General features: G+C 51.1%; 18 protein-coding genes. 15 read left to right on the forward strand and 3 right to left on the reverse strand.

Annotation, left to right across the window (positions count from 1 at the left end; genetic code table 11):
* The 3 genes from TJ79_RS06665 to TJ79_RS06675 form a co-directional block, all read left to right on the forward strand.
* A partial coding sequence (locus TJ79_RS06665; RefSeq protein ID WP_040949517.1) for a carbohydrate ABC transporter permease occupies positions 1 to 392 on the forward strand: 392 nt, incomplete at its 5' end.
* 17 nt (positions 393 to 409) lie between these two features.
* Positions 410 to 1,228, forward strand: coding sequence for a carbohydrate ABC transporter permease (locus tag TJ79_RS06670; RefSeq protein ID WP_040949518.1), 819 nt, complete (start codon positions 410 to 412; stop codon positions 1,226 to 1,228).
* Positions 1,229 to 1,246: 18 nt separating this feature from the next.
* Positions 1,247 to 2,215: a metallophosphoesterase family protein gene (locus TJ79_RS06675; RefSeq protein WP_040949519.1), complete on the forward strand. Its 969-nt coding sequence runs from the start codon at positions 1,247 to 1,249 to the stop codon at positions 2,213 to 2,215.
* Between the two features lie 439 nt (positions 2,216 to 2,654).
* Here TJ79_RS06675 and TJ79_RS06680 read toward each other — a convergent pair whose 3' ends face one another.
* Complete coding sequence (locus tag TJ79_RS06680; RefSeq protein WP_040949520.1) at positions 2,655 to 3,776, reverse strand: hypothetical protein; 1,122 nt, start codon at positions 3,774 to 3,776, stop codon at positions 2,655 to 2,657.
* A 175-nt stretch (positions 3,777 to 3,951) separates the two neighbouring features.
* Here TJ79_RS06680 and TJ79_RS06685 point away from each other — a divergent pair, with 175 nt between their 5' ends.
* Both TJ79_RS06685 and TJ79_RS26570 read left to right on the forward strand, forming a co-directional pair.
* A complete protein-coding gene (locus tag TJ79_RS06685; protein ID WP_040949540.1) occupies positions 3,952 to 4,785 on the forward strand; it encodes a DUF2935 domain-containing protein in 834 nt (277 codons plus the stop codon).
* A 97-nt stretch (positions 4,786 to 4,882) separates the two neighbouring features.
* Positions 4,883 to 5,269 carry a YmaF family protein gene (locus TJ79_RS26570; RefSeq protein WP_081756755.1) on the forward strand — a complete coding sequence of 129 codons (387 nt, stop codon included), beginning with the start codon at positions 4,883 to 4,885 and terminating at the stop codon, positions 5,267 to 5,269.
* 55 nt (positions 5,270 to 5,324) lie between these two features.
* Here the strand turns inward: TJ79_RS26570 and TJ79_RS06695 are convergent, their stop codons facing one another.
* On the reverse strand, positions 5,325 to 5,633 hold the full coding sequence (locus TJ79_RS06695; protein WP_040949522.1) for a hypothetical protein: 309 nt from the start codon (positions 5,631 to 5,633) through the stop codon (positions 5,325 to 5,327).
* Positions 5,634 to 5,808: 175 nt separating this feature from the next.
* Here TJ79_RS06695 and TJ79_RS06700 point away from each other — a divergent pair, with 175 nt between their 5' ends.
* The gene (locus TJ79_RS06700) at positions 5,809 to 6,900 is read left to right on the forward strand and encodes a DNA glycosylase AlkZ-like family protein (RefSeq protein ID WP_040949523.1); all 1,092 of its coding nucleotides are present in this window, start codon (positions 5,809 to 5,811) and stop codon (positions 6,898 to 6,900) included.
* The gene (locus tag TJ79_RS06705) at positions 6,900 to 7,880 is read left to right on the forward strand and encodes a phosphotransferase family protein (protein WP_040949524.1); all 981 of its coding nucleotides are present in this window, start codon (positions 6,900 to 6,902) and stop codon (positions 7,878 to 7,880) included. Before TJ79_RS06700 ends, TJ79_RS06705 begins: the two co-directional genes overlap by 1 nt.
* Before the next feature lie 76 nt (positions 7,881 to 7,956).
* Here TJ79_RS06705 and deoD read toward each other — a convergent pair whose 3' ends face one another.
* The gene (gene deoD / locus TJ79_RS06710; RefSeq protein ID WP_040949525.1) at positions 7,957 to 8,664 is read right to left on the reverse strand and encodes a purine-nucleoside phosphorylase; all 708 of its coding nucleotides are present in this window, start codon (positions 8,662 to 8,664) and stop codon (positions 7,957 to 7,959) included.
* A gap of 723 nt (positions 8,665 to 9,387) precedes the next feature.
* On the opposite strand from deoD, the gene TJ79_RS06720 reads away from it, so the two are divergent.
* From TJ79_RS06720 to TJ79_RS06755, 8 genes are all read left to right on the forward strand, one after another.
* Positions 9,388 to 10,461, forward strand: a complete 1,074-nt coding sequence (locus TJ79_RS06720; RefSeq protein ID WP_040949527.1) for a bifunctional 3-deoxy-7-phosphoheptulonate synthase/chorismate mutase — start codon at positions 9,388 to 9,390, stop codon at positions 10,459 to 10,461.
* A 131-nt stretch (positions 10,462 to 10,592) separates the two neighbouring features.
* Complete coding sequence (locus TJ79_RS28730) at positions 10,593 to 12,185, forward strand: response regulator transcription factor (RefSeq protein WP_474995145.1); 1,593 nt, start codon at positions 10,593 to 10,595, stop codon at positions 12,183 to 12,185.
* Complete coding sequence (locus TJ79_RS06730; RefSeq protein WP_040949528.1) at positions 12,182 to 13,960, forward strand: cache domain-containing sensor histidine kinase; 1,779 nt, start codon at positions 12,182 to 12,184, stop codon at positions 13,958 to 13,960. Before TJ79_RS28730 ends, TJ79_RS06730 begins: the two co-directional genes overlap by 4 nt.
* 180 nt (positions 13,961 to 14,140) lie before the next feature.
* The gene (locus TJ79_RS06735) at positions 14,141 to 15,430 is read left to right on the forward strand and encodes an ABC transporter substrate-binding protein (RefSeq protein WP_040949541.1); all 1,290 of its coding nucleotides are present in this window, start codon (positions 14,141 to 14,143) and stop codon (positions 15,428 to 15,430) included.
* A gap of 152 nt (positions 15,431 to 15,582) precedes the next feature.
* Entirely contained in the window at positions 15,583 to 16,458 is an 876-nt protein-coding gene (locus TJ79_RS06740; protein ID WP_081756758.1) for a carbohydrate ABC transporter permease, read from the forward strand.
* Complete coding sequence (locus TJ79_RS06745) at positions 16,451 to 17,278, forward strand: carbohydrate ABC transporter permease (protein WP_040949530.1); 828 nt, start codon at positions 16,451 to 16,453, stop codon at positions 17,276 to 17,278. Before TJ79_RS06740 ends, TJ79_RS06745 begins: the two co-directional genes overlap by 8 nt.
* Before the next feature lie 99 nt (positions 17,279 to 17,377).
* Complete coding sequence (lacZ, locus tag TJ79_RS06750; protein WP_040949531.1) at positions 17,378 to 20,434, forward strand: beta-galactosidase, LacZ type; 3,057 nt, start codon at positions 17,378 to 17,380, stop codon at positions 20,432 to 20,434.
* A gap of 405 nt (positions 20,435 to 20,839) precedes the next feature.
* Positions 20,840 to 21,763 (forward strand): ABC transporter permease, encoded by a 924-nt coding sequence (locus TJ79_RS06755; protein WP_040949532.1) that lies wholly within the window; start codon positions 20,840 to 20,842, stop codon positions 21,761 to 21,763.
* Positions 21,764 to 21,770 lie beyond the last annotated feature (7 nt).

A 21,770-nucleotide genomic window follows, 5' to 3' on the forward strand; every position in this document is an offset into this window, starting at 1 on the left:
TCATCTGGAAGGAAGCCGGCTATTTCATGGTCTTCTATTTGGCCGGGATGCAAAACATTTCAAAAGAGCTCTATGAAGCCGCAGATGCCGACGGAGTCGGGGGTTGGAAGGTTTTTCGCAAGATCACGTTTCCGCTGCTCCTGCCGACTACGCTATTTGTCCTGATCATCTCATTAACCAACTCGTACAAACTGGTGGATCATTTGTGGATCATGACCAAGGGTGGCCCGGACAATGCCAGCAATCTGCTGCTTTTTCATATCTATGAGACTGCCTTCAGCTTTTGGGATCAAGGAATGGCTTCTACTCTGACGGTTGTCATGATCGCACTGCTTCTTGTATTGTCGTCTTTGCAATTTTTCGGAATGGATAAAAGGATTCACTATCAATAAGGCAAGGAGATTGGCCTATGTTGGTTCGTATCAAACAGACGCGTCCCCACGATTTGCTTATGTACCTCATGGCGGTTTGCTGGGTGATTCCCTTGGCGTGGGTGCTCATGACGGCGTTTCGCCCGAAGAATATGGCGCTGTCGGCCCATTGGACGTGGCATTTTACTCTAGATAACTTCAATGCCGTGTGGTCGGCTGCTCCGTTTCCCACCTATTATTGGAACACCATCTTGATTGTCGTTTGTATTTTTGCCATCCAAATGCTTTCCGCGACCATGGCGGCTTTCGCTTTTTCTCGGGTGAAGTTTTGGGGCAGCAGTTTGGTGTTCCTGCTTTTCACCGTACAGATCATGATTCCGGCGGATGTTTTGGTTTTTCCCAACTACGTCGTGCTAAAAGAACTGTCCCTGCTGGATACAAAGCTCGGCATTATGATTCCGTATTTCGCCTCGGCCTTCGGCATCTTCCTGCTGCGGCAAACCTTCATGACGATCCCCTCCGAGCTGGATGAAGCCGCGGTGATGGAAGGCGCAAGCAAATGGAGGATCATGTGGACGATCTATTTTCCGCTGGCTAAGCCTGCGTATGTCGCCTTCGGCCTTGTTTCCGTCAGCTATCACTGGAATAACTTTCTGTGGCCGCTCATTGTAACCAACTCCGTAAACAATCGTCCTTTGACCGTAGGGCTTGCCATATTTGCTCAATCCTTTGAAACGGGGGCGCAATGGTCGGAAGTCAGCGCGGCCACCTTGCTTGTCATCGCTCCGCTGATCCTCGGATTCTTTATTTTTCAGAGACAATTTATCGATAGTTTCATGCAGTCCGGCATTAAATAAGGGTGGGGAGGAATTGGAATGGCACTTTCGAAAACGTATATCGATGATGTTCACTCTTCCATGAGCGCGCGGCCCTGGTTCGGCCAGCTTCCGGAGGCTGCAGATGGGGACTTCCACTTTTCGATCATCAGTGACAGAACGGGAGGAGCGGTCCAAGGACTGTTCGAAAAAGGGCTGGAAGTGGCGAAAGGACTGAACCCGGCCTTTCTAATGTCCATCGGAGATATCGTGGAAGGGTACTGGAGCGATGAGCGAGAGGCTCATGAGGAGTGGGACCGTTTGGATGGGCTGCTTGCGGGCGTGGAAATTCCACTGTTCCAGACTGTAGGCAATCACGATTACGGCACGGAGGCGATGAGAAACGTGTGGCGGGAGCGGAAAGGAGCGGATTACTACGCGTTCCGCTTTGGCAAAACGCTGTTTCTTGTAGCAAACACGGAAGCGGAGTCGGTTCCCTCGGCGCATCATGAGGTGGAATCGCTGCAGAAGGTGAACCGCTATCTGATTCAGCACCCGCATCTGAGCTTTGCCGAGGTGAATCGGATTCTCAGCGGGAATGATCATTACGAGTTCCATACGACGGAGGATGCGCTGATTCACCCGCATCTCGGCCCGGCTCAAATCGATTTTTTCGAAAAGGTACTTGCGGAAAACCCCGATGTGGAATGGACCTTTGTCTTTTTGCATCAACCCGCGTGGAAGAAGAATGATCCGCTTTTTGCGAGATTGGAAAGCTTGCTTCAGGGCGTCCGGGGTGGATTTACCGTAGTATCCGGTCATGTGCATTACTTAGAGCTTACGGAGAAGAGAGGCTCGCAATACATCCAATTGGGCAAGACAGGCGGGCTGAACTCTTTCACCGGGAAAGGCGATATCCATCATATTTTATCCGTTCAGATGCGCGGCGGCGTTCCAACCATCGAAGTGATTCCTCTGGAAAGTGTTGAAGAGAACGCAACTGTGATCTTAACTGATTTTCTGAAGTAAGCATAAAAACAATCAGAGCAGCCGGTATCGGCGGACGCAGGCTGTCGAGAAAGTCTTAGCCGTTCAAAGAAACAATGCACACCGGTTTTCCCATTGATTCGCTCCCCTTTTTCAATAGCTGCAAATGCTCCGACCCCTTTGCGACGCAGAAAATCCAAAAATTTTGGATTTCATGTTGGATTTTCCTTGAGGCAAACGGTAATCGGGAGGAAAAATTGGATATTATGCAGGATTCTCTTCGCTAAAGGCGCTTGTTAGGCCAAAATGATGCCTTTTATCCAAGATTTCGTTGTTTTCGGTGTCCGTTGGAATCAAATGATTCATAAAATCCAACATTTCTCTCTATGTGCAAGAAGCCGTCATCGAAGCCACGCTGTCAACCGGCAACACTCGCAGAACGCCTCCGGATTTCAGATGAAACCCGGAGGCGTTTTTTCGTTTATGCCATCGCCACATCTTCATGCAGCGATACGTATTGACGGATCAAGATTGCCGACTCCCGATTGAATTCTTTGATGCTGGAATTGACATGCCAGCAAATCTTTTTTTCTTTGCCATTCACTTGGAGAAGAGAGGGACGGAGGCCTTTCCGTTCCTTACACCAACCACAATTTCCGCAAGGATACGCCCGGTTGAAGAAATCCTCTTGAAGAAGGAGAGGATACTTAGATAGATGGGGCAGCAGGCGTTCGGAGCTGACACATTTGACCCTTGCCCTTAACGGGTCCTGAAAACGTTCGGAGTATTCGATATGGAGGAAGGACGTCGCTTTGAACGCTTTTTTGCTGGAATAGATGACCTCCCAGCCGTGGGTTCCGTAGATCTGGAAGCTTGTCTTGAAGCCGCTTTGGAGGAGTTCCTGATGCAAAGGCAAAAGTTCGCTCAACTGGCTGTCGCTAAAAATACGATAGAGCTCCAGCGCATCCAGCTTCCGGCGATAATCACATCTGGCAAAAAAGAAATGTCGGATGTTCTCGCTCTCATGCAGCGAGCAAACCTCCGCAAGTTCGATAAGAGCAGGCATCATCAAGGGAAAGGCGTCATTTTTCAGGGCGACCGAACCGTCTTCTTCCTGTATGCATAAGCCTGCGTCTCTCATTCCATCCAGAAACTTCTTTTTCCGGCTTGGTTGTGTTGCGAGATAGACGTTGATGATTTCTTGATCCAACACGAGGGTTTGGCCATCGGCGATGCGGCCGTTACTTCCAGCCAGATACAAAAAGTGCATGCCCTCGGAGATGATATCCCGGGGTTTCTTCAGCATGCGGTTAAGCTGGCTCTTGCGGGCAGTGCCTTCACTTTCCTCATCGAGGATGGAGGCGTCCTCCTGGGTCGGCAATCCGAACCGGTCGGCGTGGTCAAACAGTTGACGATAAAGAATATGGAAAAAATCATGCAGATCCTTTCGGGAGGCAGTAGCCGATTCGGATATTCCCTCGGTTTGCAAGCTGGAATCGGGTGCCAAGCCTTGTAAATAAGAGTACACTACTCGCTGCGAGATGTGGGTGATGACAGGAACCTGCACATCCCTTTGAATATGAGGACCGCTCAATTCGTTCACCGTCCGGAATCATCTTTTTTACAATAATACCACACTGATTTATGGAACACACGTTCTTATTCGCGAGGAAATTGAACGATTTATGGAAATGATGACCCTCCGCATGACGGTATTTTTTTGGCATAAAATGAGCTTGGCAGACCATAAAAATACAAATGGGCAAGGTATTTTCCGAATGGAGGGCGATAACGTGTCTAATGCTTTTGTCGTTCGATCATTGGACGAAATCAGATTTTGGTCGCGGATCATGAAGGAGCATTCCCTTTTTCTCCGATTAGGGTTTCGATGTGAAGATACGCAGTTGATTAACGAAGCGAATCATTTTTATGCCACGTTTGAATCGATCGAAAGCAGGGCACAGGCTTTTTCAGCAGAGACGGACCCGCAAATCATCCAACGCTTTAATGTAGAAGTACATACGGCTGTCTCTCACATTTGGGTGTTTAAGCGTAAAGTCCTTGGTCTGATTTTGACCTGCCAGCTCATCGGGCAAAACAATTTTCCATTGCTGCTTGATCATACGAGCAGAGAAGCTTTTTACTTCAGGAATCGATTGGAGCAGTTGAACGCGGGAAAGCTCGATCCCTTGCCCGATGCTATCATTAATGAAAATGTATTTTTCTTAAGGATTATGGCCGATCATGCGAAGTTTATCGCCCATTTGCTTGATCCTTCGGAACGTAAACTCGTGGATCAGGCGAGAGAATTCAGCGATGACTTCGATAAGCTGCTCTTTCAGGCAAGAGATTTGGATTCCATGCGTCCACAATCGCAAACGGCTCCGCTGCTCGATCAATTCCTTGATCAGAACCGGGTTTCCGTACAGTCGCTGCGGGACTTTAAGAAAACCGCTCGCGATCTGATTGAAGCCTGCCGAATAAAGAGCATCATTCACCCGCTCCTTGCCGATCATGTGTTTCGTGAAGCGGAACGGTTTCTCTTTATTATCGATATGTTTGAGAATGCACTGACTGGAAAGCCGGTCACGAATATTGAAGGGAGTCATTAAGAACAAGACGCCAGTCGATAAGCGGATAATAGCGGACGAACGGGCTCACGTTCCCAGACATACCTTATAGCAACCCACTAAAGAGGAGTTGCTCGGTTTGAAAAAGGTTCCGGTTCAGGGATACCTCTATCATGCAGAAGGTTCTGAAAACGAACATGCCCACGGTCTCTACATTACTTCCTGGGACGGCCGCCCCGTCCATCATGTCCATCCATTCTCCGGCGATACGTCGTTTGACGATGGGCACTGTCATCAGTATGCAGGCGTTACCGAGCCGGCTCCGACAGGTGTTCCCCATGTTCATCGGTACTGCACCATAACAACCGTAAATCATGGACACACCCATGTGATAGAAGGGGTCACTGGTCCGGCAATCGATGTTCCCGACGGCGGTCACATCCATTGTTTTGAAGGCTTTACGACCGTAAACGGGATGAGGCCACACGCGCATTGTTATAAAGGAATTACCGGTAACGAAGCTTAATACACGGAGAATGGACAGCATAGGCTGTCCATTGATTTTTTTGGTCGAATTTTATTTACGAGTACCGTCTATGGCTGGTTTTGCGGGAGACCGTCAGTGCCTCTAAGAACAGGATGACAGCGGAAATGCAGTGCAGCAGCCAGCCGACGAAGGGAATCCAGCCCAAGATGGCGGTGATAATGCCGGCGACGTTGCCTAAACCGGAAGCTCTCTCTTTGAGAGAAAAGAAAAGAACGATGATATGCAGGAAAAATCCGATGATTAAGGGAGTGTATCCATTCCCAACAATAATGAGCCCGCCGAGGATCGGGATGGCCAGAATGGCCTCAAATGCGAATGCAATCCATTTGCCTAATGGCGCCATGATAACAACACCTGCTCTCAATTAATATGGTTACATTCTACTTTGTTCTTCGAGGTTTTGCCCCCTGCTGCGGTCCAGTTTTTAACCTGATCTTGAGTTGGTGTTCGTACATACGTTCCTATTTCGTTTGATTTATTGTAATATGGAGGAAAGCGGGAAAAGGACGTGAAAGCGGATGTTAGAGCTGGCTTACAAGCCACTATTGGCCGAACGGATGAGAAGAGTGGGCATCGCCGAACCATTGACGTCGCCTCAAGATGAGGAAGGGTATTTGCGGAGGTTCCGCTTGTTTCAGCCGGTATCACCAGTTCATAATACGCGGCCCGGTGATCCTCCGAAACTGGTGCATCGGACGCAATTTGACGATTATCTGCTGTCCAGCAGACTGAGAGAGCGGCACGAATTGTTGAAGGGAAGATTTAACGGCGGGCGGGTCGGGTATGTGCTGCAGGAGGATTTGGAGCTGTACGCTACTGCCTTTTGCAAGCCGATGGACAAGCTGTACCGCATTCATGAGGATATTCTTGCCTTGTTACGCAATTCCGGCGGATTGTCCAAGGATCAATTGAAGGAAGAACTGGACTATTACCCACGCAGTCAAATCTCCAAGGCGTTGCTTGTGATGCATGAAGCGTTTCTGATTTACGAGGATCAGCTGGATACGGATTGGGATACGGGTTGGTTGGATTTTGCCACCGAGTGGTTTGAAGTTCCCACCGATGAGCCCAGGCGGGGACAAGCCATTGCCGAAGTCATTCGCCGGGCGGTTCACACCATGGTGTTTGCCACTGCGGATCAGATCAAAAGCTGGGCATCGCTGCCGGTGAAGACCGTTAAGCAAGCTTTGGATACCCTGCTTGCAGAAGGCAAAATCGTGACAGCCGTCGTGCCGAAACTTGGCCAAGGGTATGTTTGCGCCGAGGATGCGGCAGCTGATTGGCCCCAGGATGAACCGGCCGCCAGTATTTACATGCTCGATAAATCAGATTTTCTGGTACGGATGGAGATGAAGGAGCTGCAGGCACGTTATAAAGGGCTGGAGGCGCTACAGTATCTGCTGATCGACGGAGAATTCAAAGGCGTGGTGCTGGGGCATTGGGGCTTTGGCCCATACGATGTGGACGATATCGTGACGGATATTCCCGCGGAACAGGCGGAAAGCAGGCGGCAGGAGATTCTCGATGCGGTGACGCTGATCTATCAGCCCGAAGAGCATGCGGTGCGGAAGATCAATGGGGTGCCGTTGGCCGTAGGGAGTGAGTGGTAATGGACGAACGAGGGGAGCGGGCGATTCCATTTTTTGCGGTAGATGAGGAGTTGGCGGTTTATTTGCTGCAAAAATGGAATCCCTGTTTGAGGTTTCACCAGTTCGCCCCATTAGCCGAAGGGAAAAGGACGAGCAATTACCGGGTGCGTTTATCCGGCGACGAGGGAATCGCAGCCGAGGTGATTTTACGGATATATCCTCCTAATGATGAAAGCTGGCGCAAGGAGGCGGCATTGCGCCAGCTTCTCGGGAGTCGAGTTCCGCTGCAACGGGTCCATTGGATCGGCCAGGACGAACGTTTGGGCGGCCGCGCCTACGCCATCCTGGAGTATTGTCCGGGGGAGTCGCTCTTGAAGCGGACTGCCGAAGGGTATGTACCGGACGAGCCGCTGATGGAGCAGATCGGTAGAGCGCTTGCCGGTTTGCATGGTCATCGTTATGAGCAAGTGGCCTTTTTGGACGGACAATTGCAGCCGGCAACCCATCTGCCCGCATGCGCGGATTGGTTCGAGATGTTTCTTACGCCTGCCGTTCGGGACAGACTGGGGACGGCACTTTGCCGCCGGATTGAGGGACTCGTTCTGCAGTATCGTGACCAGCTTGCCGAACTGGACCGGCATCCCGCTTTGGTGCATGGCGATTTTCGCGCCACCAACTTGATCGTGCGGGAGGGGAAGCTGACGGGGATTGTGGATTGGGAATTTGCCATGGCCGGCCATCCTATCGCCGATGTAGGGCAATTATTCCGCGCCGGAGAGATTTTCAGCGACAGCGGCAAACAGGCATTCATCCGCAGCTACAATGAGCATGCGGCCGAACCGCTGCCCGTAGATTGGGAGATCCTAAGCCTGCTCCGGGATTTAGTGAACCTGCTGCAATTAATGGGCGATGCAGAGGAAGCGTCGCTCAATGCCCGCGATCTGAAAGATCGGATCGAACGAACGGTATTTACCTTTACGGAAGATTCTATTTCCCTATAAAAAGACGAAAAGATCGGCAAAGGAGCTAAATTAGCCCTCATTGCCGATCTCTGTCTACGTGTTATGCCAGTTAAGTTTACAGTCCGATGGCTGTCTCTAGCGCCACTTCCATCATGTCGCGGAAGGTGGTCTGCCGCTCTTCGGCTGTCGTTTCTTCGCCGGTCAACAGATGGTCGCTGACGGTGAGAATGGTGAGGGCTTCAACGTGGTATTTTGCCGCCAAGGTATAGAGTGCCGTTGTCTCCATTTCCACGCCCAGCACGCCGTAATCCATCAGTCTTCCGGTGTAGGTGGTATCGTCGCGGTAGAAGGAATCCGAGCTGAAGATGTTTCCGACATGCAGGTTGAGTCCCTTGGTGATGCCATTTTCGTAGGCCGCTTTAAGCAGGCGGAAGCTGGAGATGGGCGAGAAATCGAACCCGCCGAAAACATGTTGATTCAAGCTGGAATCGGTGCAGGAGGCTTGGGCTAAGATAACGTCCCGCACGTGGACGTCCTTTTGCATGCCGCCGCAGGTGCCGACGCGAATCAGATGCTTGACGCCGTAATCGCGGATCAATTCATTGACGTAGATGCTGATGGAGGGGATGCCCATGCCCGATCCTTGCACGGATACCCGTTTGCCTTTATAGGTGCCAGTATATCCGAGCATGCCTCGTACCTGGTTGTAACAAACGGCATCCTCCAAATAGGTTTCAGCGATGAACTTCGCTCGCAGTGGATCTCCGGGCAGCAGAATGGTTTCGGCGATTTCGCCGGATTTCGCTCCGATATGTGTACTCATCTGAAGAGTTCCTCCTCGTTCATTATGTCGATTTTGATGATTTGACTCACGTGCAACGGTTTGTCCCGCCCTCGCTATTATCTCTATTTTTCCAGAAAAAAACTACTCCTATTTCACCTGCCTGTATCGCTTTAGTGCTGAAAAGCGTTGCCTTGCGCCCTTGCAGAAACTGTCTCTTGGAAATAAAATAGGAAAAACGATGAGGAAGAGAGTAAGCGAAGGATGAACCTGACAGGGACGGCGCGCCACCGACTGAAAGCGCCCGATGTTTCGAATTCGCCGAAGTTCACTTCCGAGTGGAACCTTGAACATCCGTTTAACCGGTTAGACGGGTTAAGTAGAGGCTCCCGCTGGAGCCAGCGTTAGAAGGCTATAGAGAATCGGCGTCTCCCATGCCCTGCTCGCAGCAGGTATGGTTGAATCAGCGTCCGGTTGAATTAGGGTGGTACCACGGCACTTTCGTCCCTTAGACGATAGGGCTTTTTTTGTTTTGGCGGAAAAAATAAAAGTTGAACGACTGAACATAACGGTGCAAGGAGGAATGGAGGACATTTGGACTGAAGGAGCGTCAGCGTTAGCCTTTGGTTTTGGATTTCATCCGCTATATAGCTACCAATTCATGAAATCTGAAAACAACAGCGACCGTAGGTTCAAATTGTCCGCAGTTTCGAAGTTTGGACAGTGTAATCTTTCGTTCAAGCAAAAAAGAGGAGGACGAGAAGGATGGAGCAGAAGGAATTGAGCACGTTGAGGGAGCAGATGGACGCGATCAACAGCAAGCTTTTGGAGTTGTTGTCGGAGCGGGCGAAAATCGCCATCGAGATCGGAGAGATCAAGGAGAAGCAGGGCGTGCCCCGGCTCGACCCCGAACGGGAAAAAATCATGCTGGAGCGCCTCGTCGCCAGCAATCCAGGGCCGCTTCCCGCGGCAACGGTTCGCCAGTTGTTCAAGCAGATTTTCCAAGCATCCATGGAGCTCCAAACGGCGGAACACAAGAAGCATCTTCTGGTCAGCCGTAAGCAGCAACAAGAGGATACGGTAGTGGACGTCAAGGGATTGGCTATCGGCGGAGGCACGCCCATCATGGTGGCGGGACCTTGCTCTGTGGAAAGCTACGATCAAGTGCGTACCGTCGCCAAGGCGATTAGCGCTGCAGGCGTCAAGCTGATGCGCGGCGGAGCCTTCAAGCCACGGACGTCGCCTTATGATTTCCAAGGCCTCGGCATGGATGGCTTGAAAATGCTGAGGGAAGCGGCGGATGAGTTCGGCCTCTCTACCATCAGTGAAATCGTTGATCCCCGGCACCTCGAAGCCGCTCTGCCTTACGTGGATATCATCCAGATCGGCGCCCGGAACATGCATAACTTCGAGCTGTTGAAAGCAGTCGGGGACATGCGTACGCCGGTTGTGCTGAAACGCGGACTGGCCGCTACCATGGAAGAATTCGTCCATGCTGCCGAATATATCGTCTCCCGGGGCAATACCCAAGTGATCCTGATTGAACGGGGCATCCGTACTTACGAAAAATGGACGCGGAATACACTGGACATCTCCGCCGTTCCCCTGTTGAAGCAGGAAACCCACCTGCCGGTGCTGGTTGACGTCACTCACTCCACGGGCCGCAAAGACATTATGGCACCATGCGCCAAGGCTGCTCTCGCCGCCGGTGCTGACGGGATCATGGTGGAGGTTCACCCCAACCCGGCTGTTGCTCTTTCCGATGCGGCGCAGCAATTGAACATCGAAGAGTTCAACCGATTCTTCGACGACGTAAAGAAGTCCGGCTTATTCAAGTAAACCGCCATACGAGATAGAATCGCCCGGTCGCATTTGATGCGTGCCGGGCGGTTTTTTTTGAAAAGATGAGATTTTTCCGGAATTGCTATAATATTAACGAATGTCAAAAGACCACCACTCGGGGGGCGAACATGTTGGGGGATTTATGCAACGTTCTTATCGTCGATGATGAACAGCTCGTAAGACAAGGGATCAAGCATTTCGTGAATTGGGAGCAGGAAGGTTTCCATATCATCGGCGAAGCGGCCAACGGCAAGGAAGCGTTGGAGCTGATTGAAAAGGTTCGACCGCATATTATCATTACGGATATCGTCATGCCGCTGATGGACGGCGAAGAGTTGACCCGTAAAGTGAAAGCGCTGTATCCGGAGATTGAGGTCATCGTGCTCAGCAGCTTCGGGGAGTTTGATTATGTCCGGTCTTCCTTTCAGAGCGGGGTAGCCGATTATATATTAAAACCGAAGCTGGAAGGGGAAGCTCTTCTTCAGGTGTTGAAGAGTGCCGCGAAGAAAATCCCCACTTTGCGGTTGTCGAGAACAGCAGGAGACCGCGCTTTGTCCATTGATGACATGATCGAGAAGCTGATTGCCGGCTTTGACACTTCATTCGAAGCGGAAACCGCCGCGAGAGCTTTCCCGCATAGCGGCTTCTGTTTGATTTGTGCTGACTTGAGGATGACAGCGAGCCAAGAGGAGCAGCACCTTTCCGAGCTTGGCAAGAAGCTTTCGCGCATTCTCGAAAATCAGCTTCAATCCGGCAAGGAAGATGCGATTTACCATCCTTTTCCTGGGGAACGCAATCGCCCTGTGTTTCTTTTAAACGCCGATACGCAGAGCTTTCACGCTATTTTTCGCACCCTTGGGCTTGTAGCCAAGCATTCGGTGGAACTGGATCCGACGATATGCTGGCTGGTTGCCGACCCCTTCACCTCTTTCGACCAAATGGGCCGAATCTATCGAGAAGGCTTCACAAAGCTGTTGCAATATCGATTCTACTCTCCCCGCCACGAAATCCTTATGGAAAAAGACGTGAAGGCGCCGGCGTCGCCGAGCCCGGCTTTTGATCTGAATCATTTTACAGAAGAGTTGAAGCGGCAGCATTTCGATTCCGCCTTTGCCGAACTGCGGGAGCATGTGGATGCGATGAGCCGCCAAGCGGCGAAGGATGTGTTTGAGTTTCGCTCTTTTTTGGGCAACATCATATTCAACATTACCGTTATGCTCGGCAATCTGGGGTTTGAGACGAAGGAACTGGAGGAGGGGAAATACGCCTTTTTCAAAGCCTTCGAAGAAGCGAAAAACGCTCAGGAAGCGATCATGCAACTGGAGGCGTTTATTCAGAAGGCCAATCTGTGTATCGCCGCCCGAAATCAGGATGCCACCAGCTCCAATATGAGGATGCTGCTGGGTTACATTGAGGAGCATTACGCCGAGCCTATGACCCTATCGGATGCCGCCAAGCACTTTCATTTCAATCCCTCCTATTTGTCCAGTTATTTCTCAGCCCATCAAAAGGAAGGGTTCAACGAATACGTGACAAGATCCGTATCGGAAAAGCGACTGAGCTTTTGCGGGAAAGGGCGGCGCCAATCTCGGAGATCAGCAGCATGGTGGGGTATTCGGATCACAGCTATTTTTGCCGGGTATTTAAAAAGGTTACTGGGTTGGCACCAAGCCAATACCGCAAAAAGTTTCATTCCTGAAAAAGGAGCGTCGCAGGCATGAGAACAATAAAAGAGCGGCTTAAGCTGCAGGGCTTGTTTATCAAACTGTTTGCCGTCATGGTGATCAGCATCGTCGTCGTGGCAGTGGCGTCTTCCTGGACGACGGTGCGCATGTCGGAGCGACTGTTCATGAATACCTTCAGCATCACCAATGGCAAAGTCATAGGGCAGATCAAAACCAACTTTGAAACGTTCCATAATTCCATAATCACGGCCATGAACAACGTGCAGCAAAGCGGCAACATCAAAACCTTCCTCACTACCGGAGACACCGACTCGCTCACCATGGTGAAGGCTTATTACAACATGACCCAGCAAATGAAGAAAATTCAGTCTAACGTGGAAGCGTACCCGGTAGGCATCGCCATCATCGGTAAAAACAACCGCTATTATTCGAGCAATATGACCAACTTTTCCATTTCGGCTGCCGAGCTAAAGAACCATCCTATGACAGCGCGGGCGGTGGATGAGCCGCGGCAGCTCATGTATCAAATGTATCAGCCTCTTGATACCGGGGTGGCGAGCGACAATTTTATCGTGGCGACAAAAGCCCTGTTGGAACGCACTACTGGAGATATCTATGGAATGCTGTATATCGTGATTAAAGAAAAGGATTTCATGTCCTTCTATTCCAGCTTTACGAGCAAAGGCAACGATGTCGCGATTCTGAACTCGGCGGGCACCATCGTCTCCAGCAACCGGCAGGAGCTGATCGGTCAGGAGGATCCGGATTTGTTGAAACGGGCCAAAGAGGTTCAGGAAGGCGGCTTGCATTATAAAAAAGTGAAGGTCATGGGCGAGGAGCAAATTTTGATCTCGGACTATTTGCCATCCTATGATTTTTACGTGGTTAATCTTATCGACAAGAAGCTGGCGCTGGGCCAAATTATCAATACCCGGACGGTGTTTACCATCTGTGTCGTCATTGTGGCGCTAGCGCTGATCATCGTGTTTATCATCTCCCGCCGGCTTACCCGTTCGCTCACTCTGCTGGCCAGACAGATGCAAAAGGTCACCAAGCGCAATTTTCATAACTACATAACGGCGACGGGCAGCTACGAAATCCGCGAGCTGGCAAAAGCCTTTAACTATATGCTGGATGAAGTAAACGAGTACGTCCATCAGTTGGTGGAAACCCAGAAAGGTCAGCGTAACGCGGAACTCACGGCATTGCAGCGGCAGATCAATCCCCACTTTCTTTACAACACGTTAGCCACCGTAAAATTCCTCGTGCAGCAGGGCAGCAAGGAAAAGGCGGTGGAGACCATTCATGCGATGATTTCATTGCTGCAGAACTCGATCAGCAACGTCAACGAGACCATAACCATCGAGGAGGAAATGGCCAATCTGAAGCACTATGTGTTCATCAACCATGTGCGGTATGGAGAGCGGATCAACGTTTATTTCTTCGTATCGCCGGATTGTCGGGAATGCCACGTGCCGAAGTTGATCATCCAGCCTTTTATCGAAAACGCTTTCTTCCACGGCTTCAACATCAAACAGGAAGGCTACATTCACGTGATGGTGGCCAGAGAGGGAGGCACGCTTGTGTGCGAGGTGGCGGACAATGGGGATGGGATGGAAGGCATTTCCTCGGATAACGCTTTGCCCAATGCGAAAAGCAAATCTCAGCTGTTTACCGGCATCGGTATTAAAAATGTCCATGATCGTATAGTTTTGCTTTATGGGGAAGACTATGGAGTATCCATTACCAGTGAGCTGGGAAAAGGAACGCAGGTGAAGATTCGTCTGCCTGTTTTGGATTCGCAAAAATAGTGCAAGAATCTGAAAAAAGTGCAATTTGGCAAAAGAAAGCGGATACAATGTGACAAGAAAAAGACAAATCCAAGTAAAGAACGTTCTAACGGTCCGATTTTTTCGGGTGCTATGATGATGAAGCAGGATGTGAAACGCTTTCAGCAAGAAAAATCATCGTACAAAGAGGGGTTGAAAAGCTTGAAGAAGACTGTAGCGCTTATGTTGCTCGCATGTCTCTTGGTTCTTTCCGCGTGTGGTTCCAGCAAAAATGCCGGGAACAACGCACCTAAGGGAGAAGCTAAAGAAATTACCATTTGGGCATGGGACCCGGCATTCAACATTGCCGCCCTAAACAAGGCGAAGGAAGCTTACGCCAAGATTAATCCGGACGTCAAAGTCAATATTGTGGAATACGCGCAAAACGATATCGTGCAAAAGCTGAACACCGGCTTCAACTCCGGTACGACCAAAGGGCTGCCGAACATCGTGCTCATCGAGGATTACCGTTCCCAAGGCTTCCTGCAAGCCTATCCGGATTCCTTCTATGACCTCAGCAACAGCATCAAAGCTTCCGATTTCGCCGAGTATAAGCTTGGAGCAACGAGCTTGAACGGCAAGCAGTACGGCGTTCCTTTTGATAGCGGCGTAACGGGGCTGTACATCCGCACCGATTACCTGCAACAAGCGGGCTATACCTTGGACGACGTGAAGAACATCGATTGGGATAAATTCATCGAAATCGGCAAGAAGGTTCACGAAAAAACCGGCAAATCCATCTTCTCCATGGACCCCAATGATTTGGGCCTCGTACGTATGATCGCTCAATCCGCCGGCACCTGGTATGTGAAGGAAGACGGAAAGACGCCATTCATCGTGGGCAACGAACCGCTGAAAGAAGGCTTCCGCATCTATAAGGAGCTGATGACCTCCAACGCCATCGCTGTAAATACAGACTGGAGCCAAATGGTCGCTTCCATCAATAAAGGCGATGTTATGGCTTCCGCAACAGGCAACTGGTTCACCGCTTCCATCAAGGCTGAAGCTTCTCAATCCGGAAAATGGGCAGTCGCTCCATTCCCGACCCTGAAAAAAGTCGCCAATTCGGTTCATGCCTCCAACCTGGGCGGCAGCTCCTGGTACGTACTTAACGTAGACGGTGCTGCTACAGCAGCTGACTTTATGGCGAAAACCTTCGGTTCTGATGTCAATCTGTATCAAGATCTGGTTACGAGTATCGGAGCAATCGGCACCTACATTCCTGCCGCATCTGGCGATGCCTACAAGAAGAGCGACGATTTCTTCGGCGGCCAGGCCATCGTCACCGACTTCGCCAACTGGACGAAGGATATTCCGAGAGTCAACTACGGTCTCAGCACCTACGCTATCGAAGACATTCTCGTTGTGGAAATGCAAAACTACCTGAACGGCAAGGATCTTGACCAAGCTTTGGCTGACGCGCAAAAACAAGCGGAAACCCAAGTGAAGTAAGCCTCCGTTCGCGGGAATAATAGAAAAAGGCCAGGGCGCTTGCCGCTCCTCCCTCCGAACTAGCGGAAGTGGAGCCGGGAGCGCCCGGGTTTTTATTTACACTCGTTTATTGGAAAGGAGTCGGTCTTACTGTGAATACAGCTAAAAAAGGCATGAGTTTGCAAAGAAGGACCGCCTTGACCGGCTGGTCGTTTGTCATCCTCGCGGTTGTGATGATTTTTGCCTTCTATTTCTACCCGATGATTCAGGCGTTGATCATGTCCTTCAAAACCGGAACCGGCCAAAACATGCACTTCACCGGCTGGGATAACTATAATCGGCTGTTTAAGGACGCGACCTTCATTACTTCCGTTAAAAATACGTTTGTCTATTTGCTGATTCAAGTGCCGATCATGATCGTTCTGGCTCTGTTTATATCCGTGCTTCTGAACGACAGCAAATTGAAGTTCAAAGGTTTTTTCCGTACGGCGATTTTTCTGCCTTGCGTGACGTCTCTCGTTGCGTACTCGGTTATTTTCAAATATTTGTTCGCTACAAACGGCCTCGTCAACTCGATGTTGACCCATCTGCATATCGTAAGCACCCCGATTCAATGGATCACCGATCCTTTTTGGGCGAAAGTCACCATTATTATCGCTATCACTTGGCGCTGGACGGGCTATAACATGATCTTCTACTTGTCCGGTCTGCAAAATATCGACGGCTCGATCTACGAGGCAGCCCGGATCGACGGCGCTTCGGCGGTCAAGCAGTTTTTCTCCATCACCATTCCGCTGCTTAAGCCGATTATCCTGTTCACGTCGATTACGTCGACCATCGGCACCCTGCAGCTTTTCGACGAGGTTATGAATATAACGAAGGGCGGTCCCGGCAACGCGACCCTCACGATATCCCAATATATTTACAACTTGTCCTTCAAGTACACGGCGGATTTCGGGTATGCCGCTACCGTTTCATACTCGATTCTCATCATGATCGTCGTCTTGTCCATTATCCAGTTCAAAGTGGGCGGTGATAAAAATGCCTAAACTTAAACGTGCCTTTACCTATCTGTTTCTAAGCGTGGCTGCTTTCGTTTCGATCTTTCCTTTTCTGTGGATGATCGTCAGCTCGACTAACCCGTCGGTTGACGTAACGAAGGGGAAGCTCCTTCCCGGCTCGCATCTCATGGACAATTTGAAAAAGCTGTGGGACACGACGGATATGGGGAGCGCGCTCATCAGCTCAGCCAAAATCGCTATCATCACGACGGTTTTGGCGCTTCTGATCGCTTCTTTGGCGGGGTATGGCTTTGAAATTTTCCGCAGCCGCGCTAAGGATTTCGTTTTCACGATTTTGCTGCTGTCGATGATGATTCCTTTCGCGGCGTTGATGGTTCCTTTGTATAAAATGTTTTCGGGCATCTCCCAGTCGGCTCCCGGCATTGGCATCGACACGGTCACTTCTGTGATCTTGCCGACGGTGACGACGGCGTTCCTGATCTTCTTTTTCCGGCAGAGCACGAAGATGTTTCCCCACGACATGCTGGAAGCGGGGCGGATCGACGGACTGAATGAGTTAGGAATCTTCTTCCGCATTTACATGCCGACGATGAGGACCACTTATTCCGCTGCAGCTATCATCACCTTCATGTCCAGCTGGAACAGCTACATGTGGCCTCTCATCGTGCTGCAGTCACCGAAAAACAAAACCGTGCCGCTGCTCATTTCCACCTTGGGCTCGAGCTACGCTCCGGATTACGGCGTGATCATGACGGCCATCGTCATTGCCACCATCCCGACAGCGCTGGTCTTCTTTCTGATGCAAAAGCACTTTGTCGCAGGCATGGTTGGTTCTGTTAAAGGTTAACGGCATGGAAAAGGCGCGTTGTTGAAAAATAACGTGCCTTTTTTTGTCTTTTTCAATATGGTTTATGTAAGACAATAATTGATGAGGTGAACAATCAATATGGCACAAAAACCCAGCTTGGATTGGCTTACGGACGTGAGCGTGTTTCGGGTGAACCGGCTCGACGCCCACGCGGATTTCCGCTTTTACGCAACGATAGAGGAGGCTTTGGCCGGCGGCGATATGCCCCTCAGGCATTCGCTCAACGGAACATGGAAGTTTAGTTATGCGGTGAACCCTGTGAGTCGTATCAAGGATTTTTACGAGAACGACTTCGACTGCAGCGGGTGGGCGGATATTCAGGTTCCCGGCCATATTCAAACCCAGGGCTGGGGGCAAATGCAATATATTAATACGATGTATCCCTGGGACGGAGTGGAGCATGTACGGCCACCGCACATTCCCGAGAGGAATAACTCCGTGGGCAGCTATGCCCTCGATTTCACTCTGCCCACGTGTATGAAGAACCGCCCGGTTTACATCTCCTTTCAAGGGGTGGAATCGGCATTCTACGTCTGGCTGAATGGAGAATTCGTCGGATACAGCGAAGACAGCTTCACCCCGGCGGAGTTCGATCTGACGCCTTATATCCGCGATGGGGAAAACAAGCTGTGCGTAGAGGTGTACCAGCGCAGCACCGGAAGCTGGCTGGAGGATCAGGATTTTTGGCGATTTTCCGGCATTTTCCGGGACGTTTATCTGTATACAGTACCCGACGTGCATGTGCAGGATTTGCGGGTGCAGGCGGAATTGGACGATACGTATACGCAAGGTACATTGAAAGTGGAGTTGCAACTTGCGGAGAAGCACGGAGCGGCGGCATCTGGCACTTCCGCCAAGGTGGAGTTGATCGACCCGGATGGGGAGACGGTGCTGACGGAAACCGCCAGCTTTGCCGCTGACGGCAAACTGCGCATCTCGGCTGATGCGGGGGCGGTAAGCTTATGGAGTGCGGAGGAGCCGCATCTGTATGCGGTAGCCATCTCCATTTTGGATTCGGACGGAAAGCTTATGGAGGCTATTGTGCAGAAAGCCGGGTTCCGTCGCTTCGAGATGAAGGACAAGATCATGTGCATCAACGGCAAGCGCATTGTTTTTAAAGGCGTGAACCGCCATGAGTTCAACTGCCGCCGCGGGCGAGCCATCACCAAGGAAGACATGCTGTGGGACATCATGACGATCAAGCAGCATAATATCAACGCGGTGCGCACGTCCCACTATCCTAATCAAACGATGTGGTACGAGCTGTGCGACGAGTACGGCATCTATCTCATCGATGAGATGAACCTGGAATCTCACGGCTCCTGGCAGAAGATGGGGGCGGTTGAGCCATCTTGGAACATTCCCGGGGACAAGCCGGAGTGGCAGGATATCGTGATGGACCGGGCTGTCTCCATGTATGAGCGGGATAAAAATCATCCGTCCATCTTGATCTGGTCTTGCGGCAATGAATCCTATGCCGGCGAGGTCATCTTGAACGTTTCGAATTATTTCCGGTCCGTGGATCCGGACCGCTTGGTCCATTACGAAGGCGTATTCCACAACCGTAAGTACGATGCCACCAGCGACATGGAAAGCCGGATGTACGCCAAGCCCCAGGATATTGTCGAGTATTTGGAGACAAATCCGGACAAGCCGTATATCAGCTGCGAATACATGCATGCCATGGGTAACTCTTTAGGCGGCATGCACAAATACACTGAGTTGGAGAACAAGTATCCGCAATATCAAGGCGGCTTCATTTGGGATTTCATCGACCAGGCGGTGGTGAAGAAGAACCGGTACGGCGAGGAATATTTGGCCTTCGGCGGCGATTATAACGACCGGCCGACGGATTATAACTTCTGCACCGACGGTATCGTCTATGCCAACCGCGAGCTGTCGCCGAAGATGCAGGAAGTCAAGTATTTGTATCAAAACATCAAACTGCAGCCGGAGCGCGATGGCGTGCGGGTGGCGAACGGCAACCTGTTTGCGGGCACGGATGCTTATGTTCTGGAATGCGTGCTGCGGCATGAAGGCGTGCCGGTTGCCATTTTGGAGGAGGACATCGGCGTGCCGGCGGGAAGCGAGGGGTACTTCGCTTACGATTTGGCCGATAGCGCCGTGGAAGCGGGCGAGTATACCATCGATGCGGCTCTGAAGCTGAAAGAAGCGACTCTCTGGGCGGAGGAGGAGTTCGAGGTATCCTTCGGACAGTTTGTATTCGCGGTTGAGAGAGCGGCTGAAGGGGCAGCGGTTGCCACGAGTGGCGGACGGTTGGAAGTCGTTCACGGCGACGTGAATGTTGGCGTGCGCGGTCGCACGTTCCGCGTCCTGTTTTCCAAGCAGGTGGGCAGCGTGATTTCTCTCGTCTACTCCGGCAAAGAGATGATCGCTATCCCGCCGGCGCCGCTGTTCTGGCGGGCGACGACGGACAACGACAAGGGAACCGGGGCGATGTTCCGCACGGGCGGCTGGTTGTCCGCGAGCCTAGCGCCGCGGTGCGTCGGGTTTGACGTCCAAGAGGCGGAGGATCAAGTGACGGTGATCTTCGACTACAAGCTGAGCATCAGCGAAGCGGTTGGCGTATCCGTCGCCTATACCATCTATCCGGATGGAGCCATGCGGGTGAAGAACCGTTATCGGGGAGCCGCGGGAGTGCCGGATATGCCGATTTTCGCCCTGAGCTTCAAGATTCCGGCGGATTATAGCAATCTGGAATGGTACGCCATGGGACCAGAGGAAAACTACGCCGACCGCCTTCATGGGGCGCGGCTTGGCATTTTCCACAATGAGGCGGCCGATAACGTATCCGGCTACGTGGTGCCGCAGGAATTCGGCAACCGCACCGGCGTCCGCAAAGTTGCCGTGACCAACGATGACGGCTGCGGCATCCGGATCTCGGCTTCGCCCACGGCGCCGGTGGAATGCAACATTTCGCCATACTCGGCCTTCGAACTGGAGAATGCGTACCACGTTTACGAACTGCCGGACATCCATTATACCGTTGTGACGGTTGCAGGACGGCAAATGGGCGTCGGCGGCGACGACAGCTGGGGCGCTCCCGTCCATGAGGAGTATCGCCTTTCCGCGGCGAAAGACATGGAATTCGAGTTTGTCATCCGCGGATTGTAAGATGACTTTATAAGTTGAACGATTTCTTGATTTGTGCGCCATTTTAAGGACGAAATCAGAAAACAAATGCGGACGCTATCGCTCTTCCAGTTCAATGTCCTCCGTTCTTCATGTTGATAGCCGTCAAAAAATTCGTTCAACGTAAATCCAAACACCTTCAACCGCGTCGAACAGACTCAGTTGAAGGTGTTTTTTTGCCTTTCACATGGCAAAAATCCGGATTCGGTTCATAAAAGTCAGATTCGTTCACTGCTCAAACCGCTGATTTTTTCACGATTCATCTGGATTTGCACTACTGCCCGCGTCTCTGTTCTTTTATAGTGGGAACCAGCCGGAGATCCGCACATTGCCGAGATTCCAGCAGGTTAAAGATCAGATGAACCGCCAAGGAGGGGCCTGCTCGTCATGGTTAAGAAAAATGGATTTATTCACGAACTGGTAAAGAACAAGATTCTCTTTTTGATGCTGCTGCCTGTAATCGCCTACTTTTTGATCAACAACTATTTTCCGATGATCGGCATTTATTACGCCTTCGTCCGGTTCGATTTCAACACCAGCCTGTTCAAGATGGATTTCGTCGGTTTGAAAAACTTCGAGTTTCTTTGGAAGTCAGGGAAGCTGATGGAGCTTACGTACAATACCGTCGGCTACAATGCCATTTTCATCGGCCTCGGCAACGTGCTGGCGATCACGGTGGCGATCCTGGTCAGCGAAATCCGCAGCAAATGGTTCAAAAAGGTATCCCAATCCATCCTGTTCCTGCCTTACTTCGTTTCCTTTGTCATCCTGAGCGTTATCGTGTTCAACATGTTCAACTATGAGCATGGCGTGCTCAACTCCGTGCTGAAGCAGCTTGGGGCGGACCCGGTCAACGTGTACAGCAAGCCCAAACTGTGGATTTTCCTCATCGTCGTCTTTTATCTATGGAAAAACTTCGGGTACAGCATGGTGATCTATTTGGCTTCCATCACGGGGATCGGGGAGGATTTCTACGAAGCGGCGAAGATCGACGGAGCCAACACATTCCAGCGGGCTTGGCACATCACGGTGCCGATGCTGAAGAACACCTTCGTCATTCTGCTGTTATTCTCTCTCGGAAGCATTATGAAAGGCCAATTCGATTTGTTCTACCAGATGATCGGAAACAATGGCCTCCTGTACAGCACCACCGACATCCTCGATACCTATGTCTACCGTTCGCTAAAGGTGACCTTCGATATGGGAATGGCGACGGCCGCCGGCGTGTACCAGTCGATTTTCGGGTTCACCCTGATCATGGTCGTGAACACCATCATCCGCAAAATCAACAAGGATTACGCGCTATTTTAGGGGGAGA

The sequence above is a fragment of the Gorillibacterium massiliense genome (assembly GCF_000455485.1).
In the GTDB taxonomy this organism is placed as follows: Bacteria; Bacillota; Bacilli; order Paenibacillales; family NBRC-103111; genus Gorillibacterium; species Gorillibacterium massiliense.

Excerpts from the sequence above, each read along its gene's own strand:
- TJ79_RS06670 (WP_040949518.1), top strand. The coding sequence starts at position 410 with ATGTTGGTTCGTATCAAACAGACGCGTCCCCACGATTTGCTTATGTAC.
- TJ79_RS06675 (WP_040949519.1), top strand. The coding sequence starts at position 1,247 with ATGGCACTTTCGAAAACGTATATCGATGATGTTCACTCTTCCATGAGC.
- TJ79_RS06685 (WP_040949540.1), top strand. The coding sequence starts at position 3,952 with ATGGAGGGCGATAACGTGTCTAATGCTTTTGTCGTTCGATCATTGGAC.
- TJ79_RS06695 (WP_040949522.1), bottom strand. The coding sequence starts at position 5,633 with ATGGCGCCATTAGGCAAATGGATTGCATTCGCATTTGAGGCCATTCTG.
- TJ79_RS06700 (WP_040949523.1), top strand. The coding sequence starts at position 5,809 with ATGTTAGAGCTGGCTTACAAGCCACTATTGGCCGAACGGATGAGAAGA.
- TJ79_RS06705 (WP_040949524.1), top strand. The coding sequence starts at position 6,900 with ATGGACGAACGAGGGGAGCGGGCGATTCCATTTTTTGCGGTAGATGAG.
- deoD (WP_040949525.1), bottom strand. The coding sequence starts at position 8,664 with ATGAGTACACATATCGGAGCGAAATCCGGCGAAATCGCCGAAACCATT.
- TJ79_RS06720 (WP_040949527.1), top strand. The coding sequence starts at position 9,388 with ATGGAGCAGAAGGAATTGAGCACGTTGAGGGAGCAGATGGACGCGATC.
- TJ79_RS28730 (WP_474995145.1), top strand. The coding sequence starts at position 10,593 with ATGTTGGGGGATTTATGCAACGTTCTTATCGTCGATGATGAACAGCTC.
- TJ79_RS06730 (WP_040949528.1), top strand. The coding sequence starts at position 12,182 with ATGAGAACAATAAAAGAGCGGCTTAAGCTGCAGGGCTTGTTTATCAAA.
- TJ79_RS06740 (WP_081756758.1), top strand. The coding sequence starts at position 15,583 with ATGAGTTTGCAAAGAAGGACCGCCTTGACCGGCTGGTCGTTTGTCATC.
- TJ79_RS06745 (WP_040949530.1), top strand. The coding sequence starts at position 16,451 with ATGCCTAAACTTAAACGTGCCTTTACCTATCTGTTTCTAAGCGTGGCT.
- lacZ (WP_040949531.1), top strand. The coding sequence starts at position 17,378 with ATGGCACAAAAACCCAGCTTGGATTGGCTTACGGACGTGAGCGTGTTT.
- TJ79_RS06755 (WP_040949532.1), top strand. The coding sequence starts at position 20,840 with ATGGTTAAGAAAAATGGATTTATTCACGAACTGGTAAAGAACAAGATT.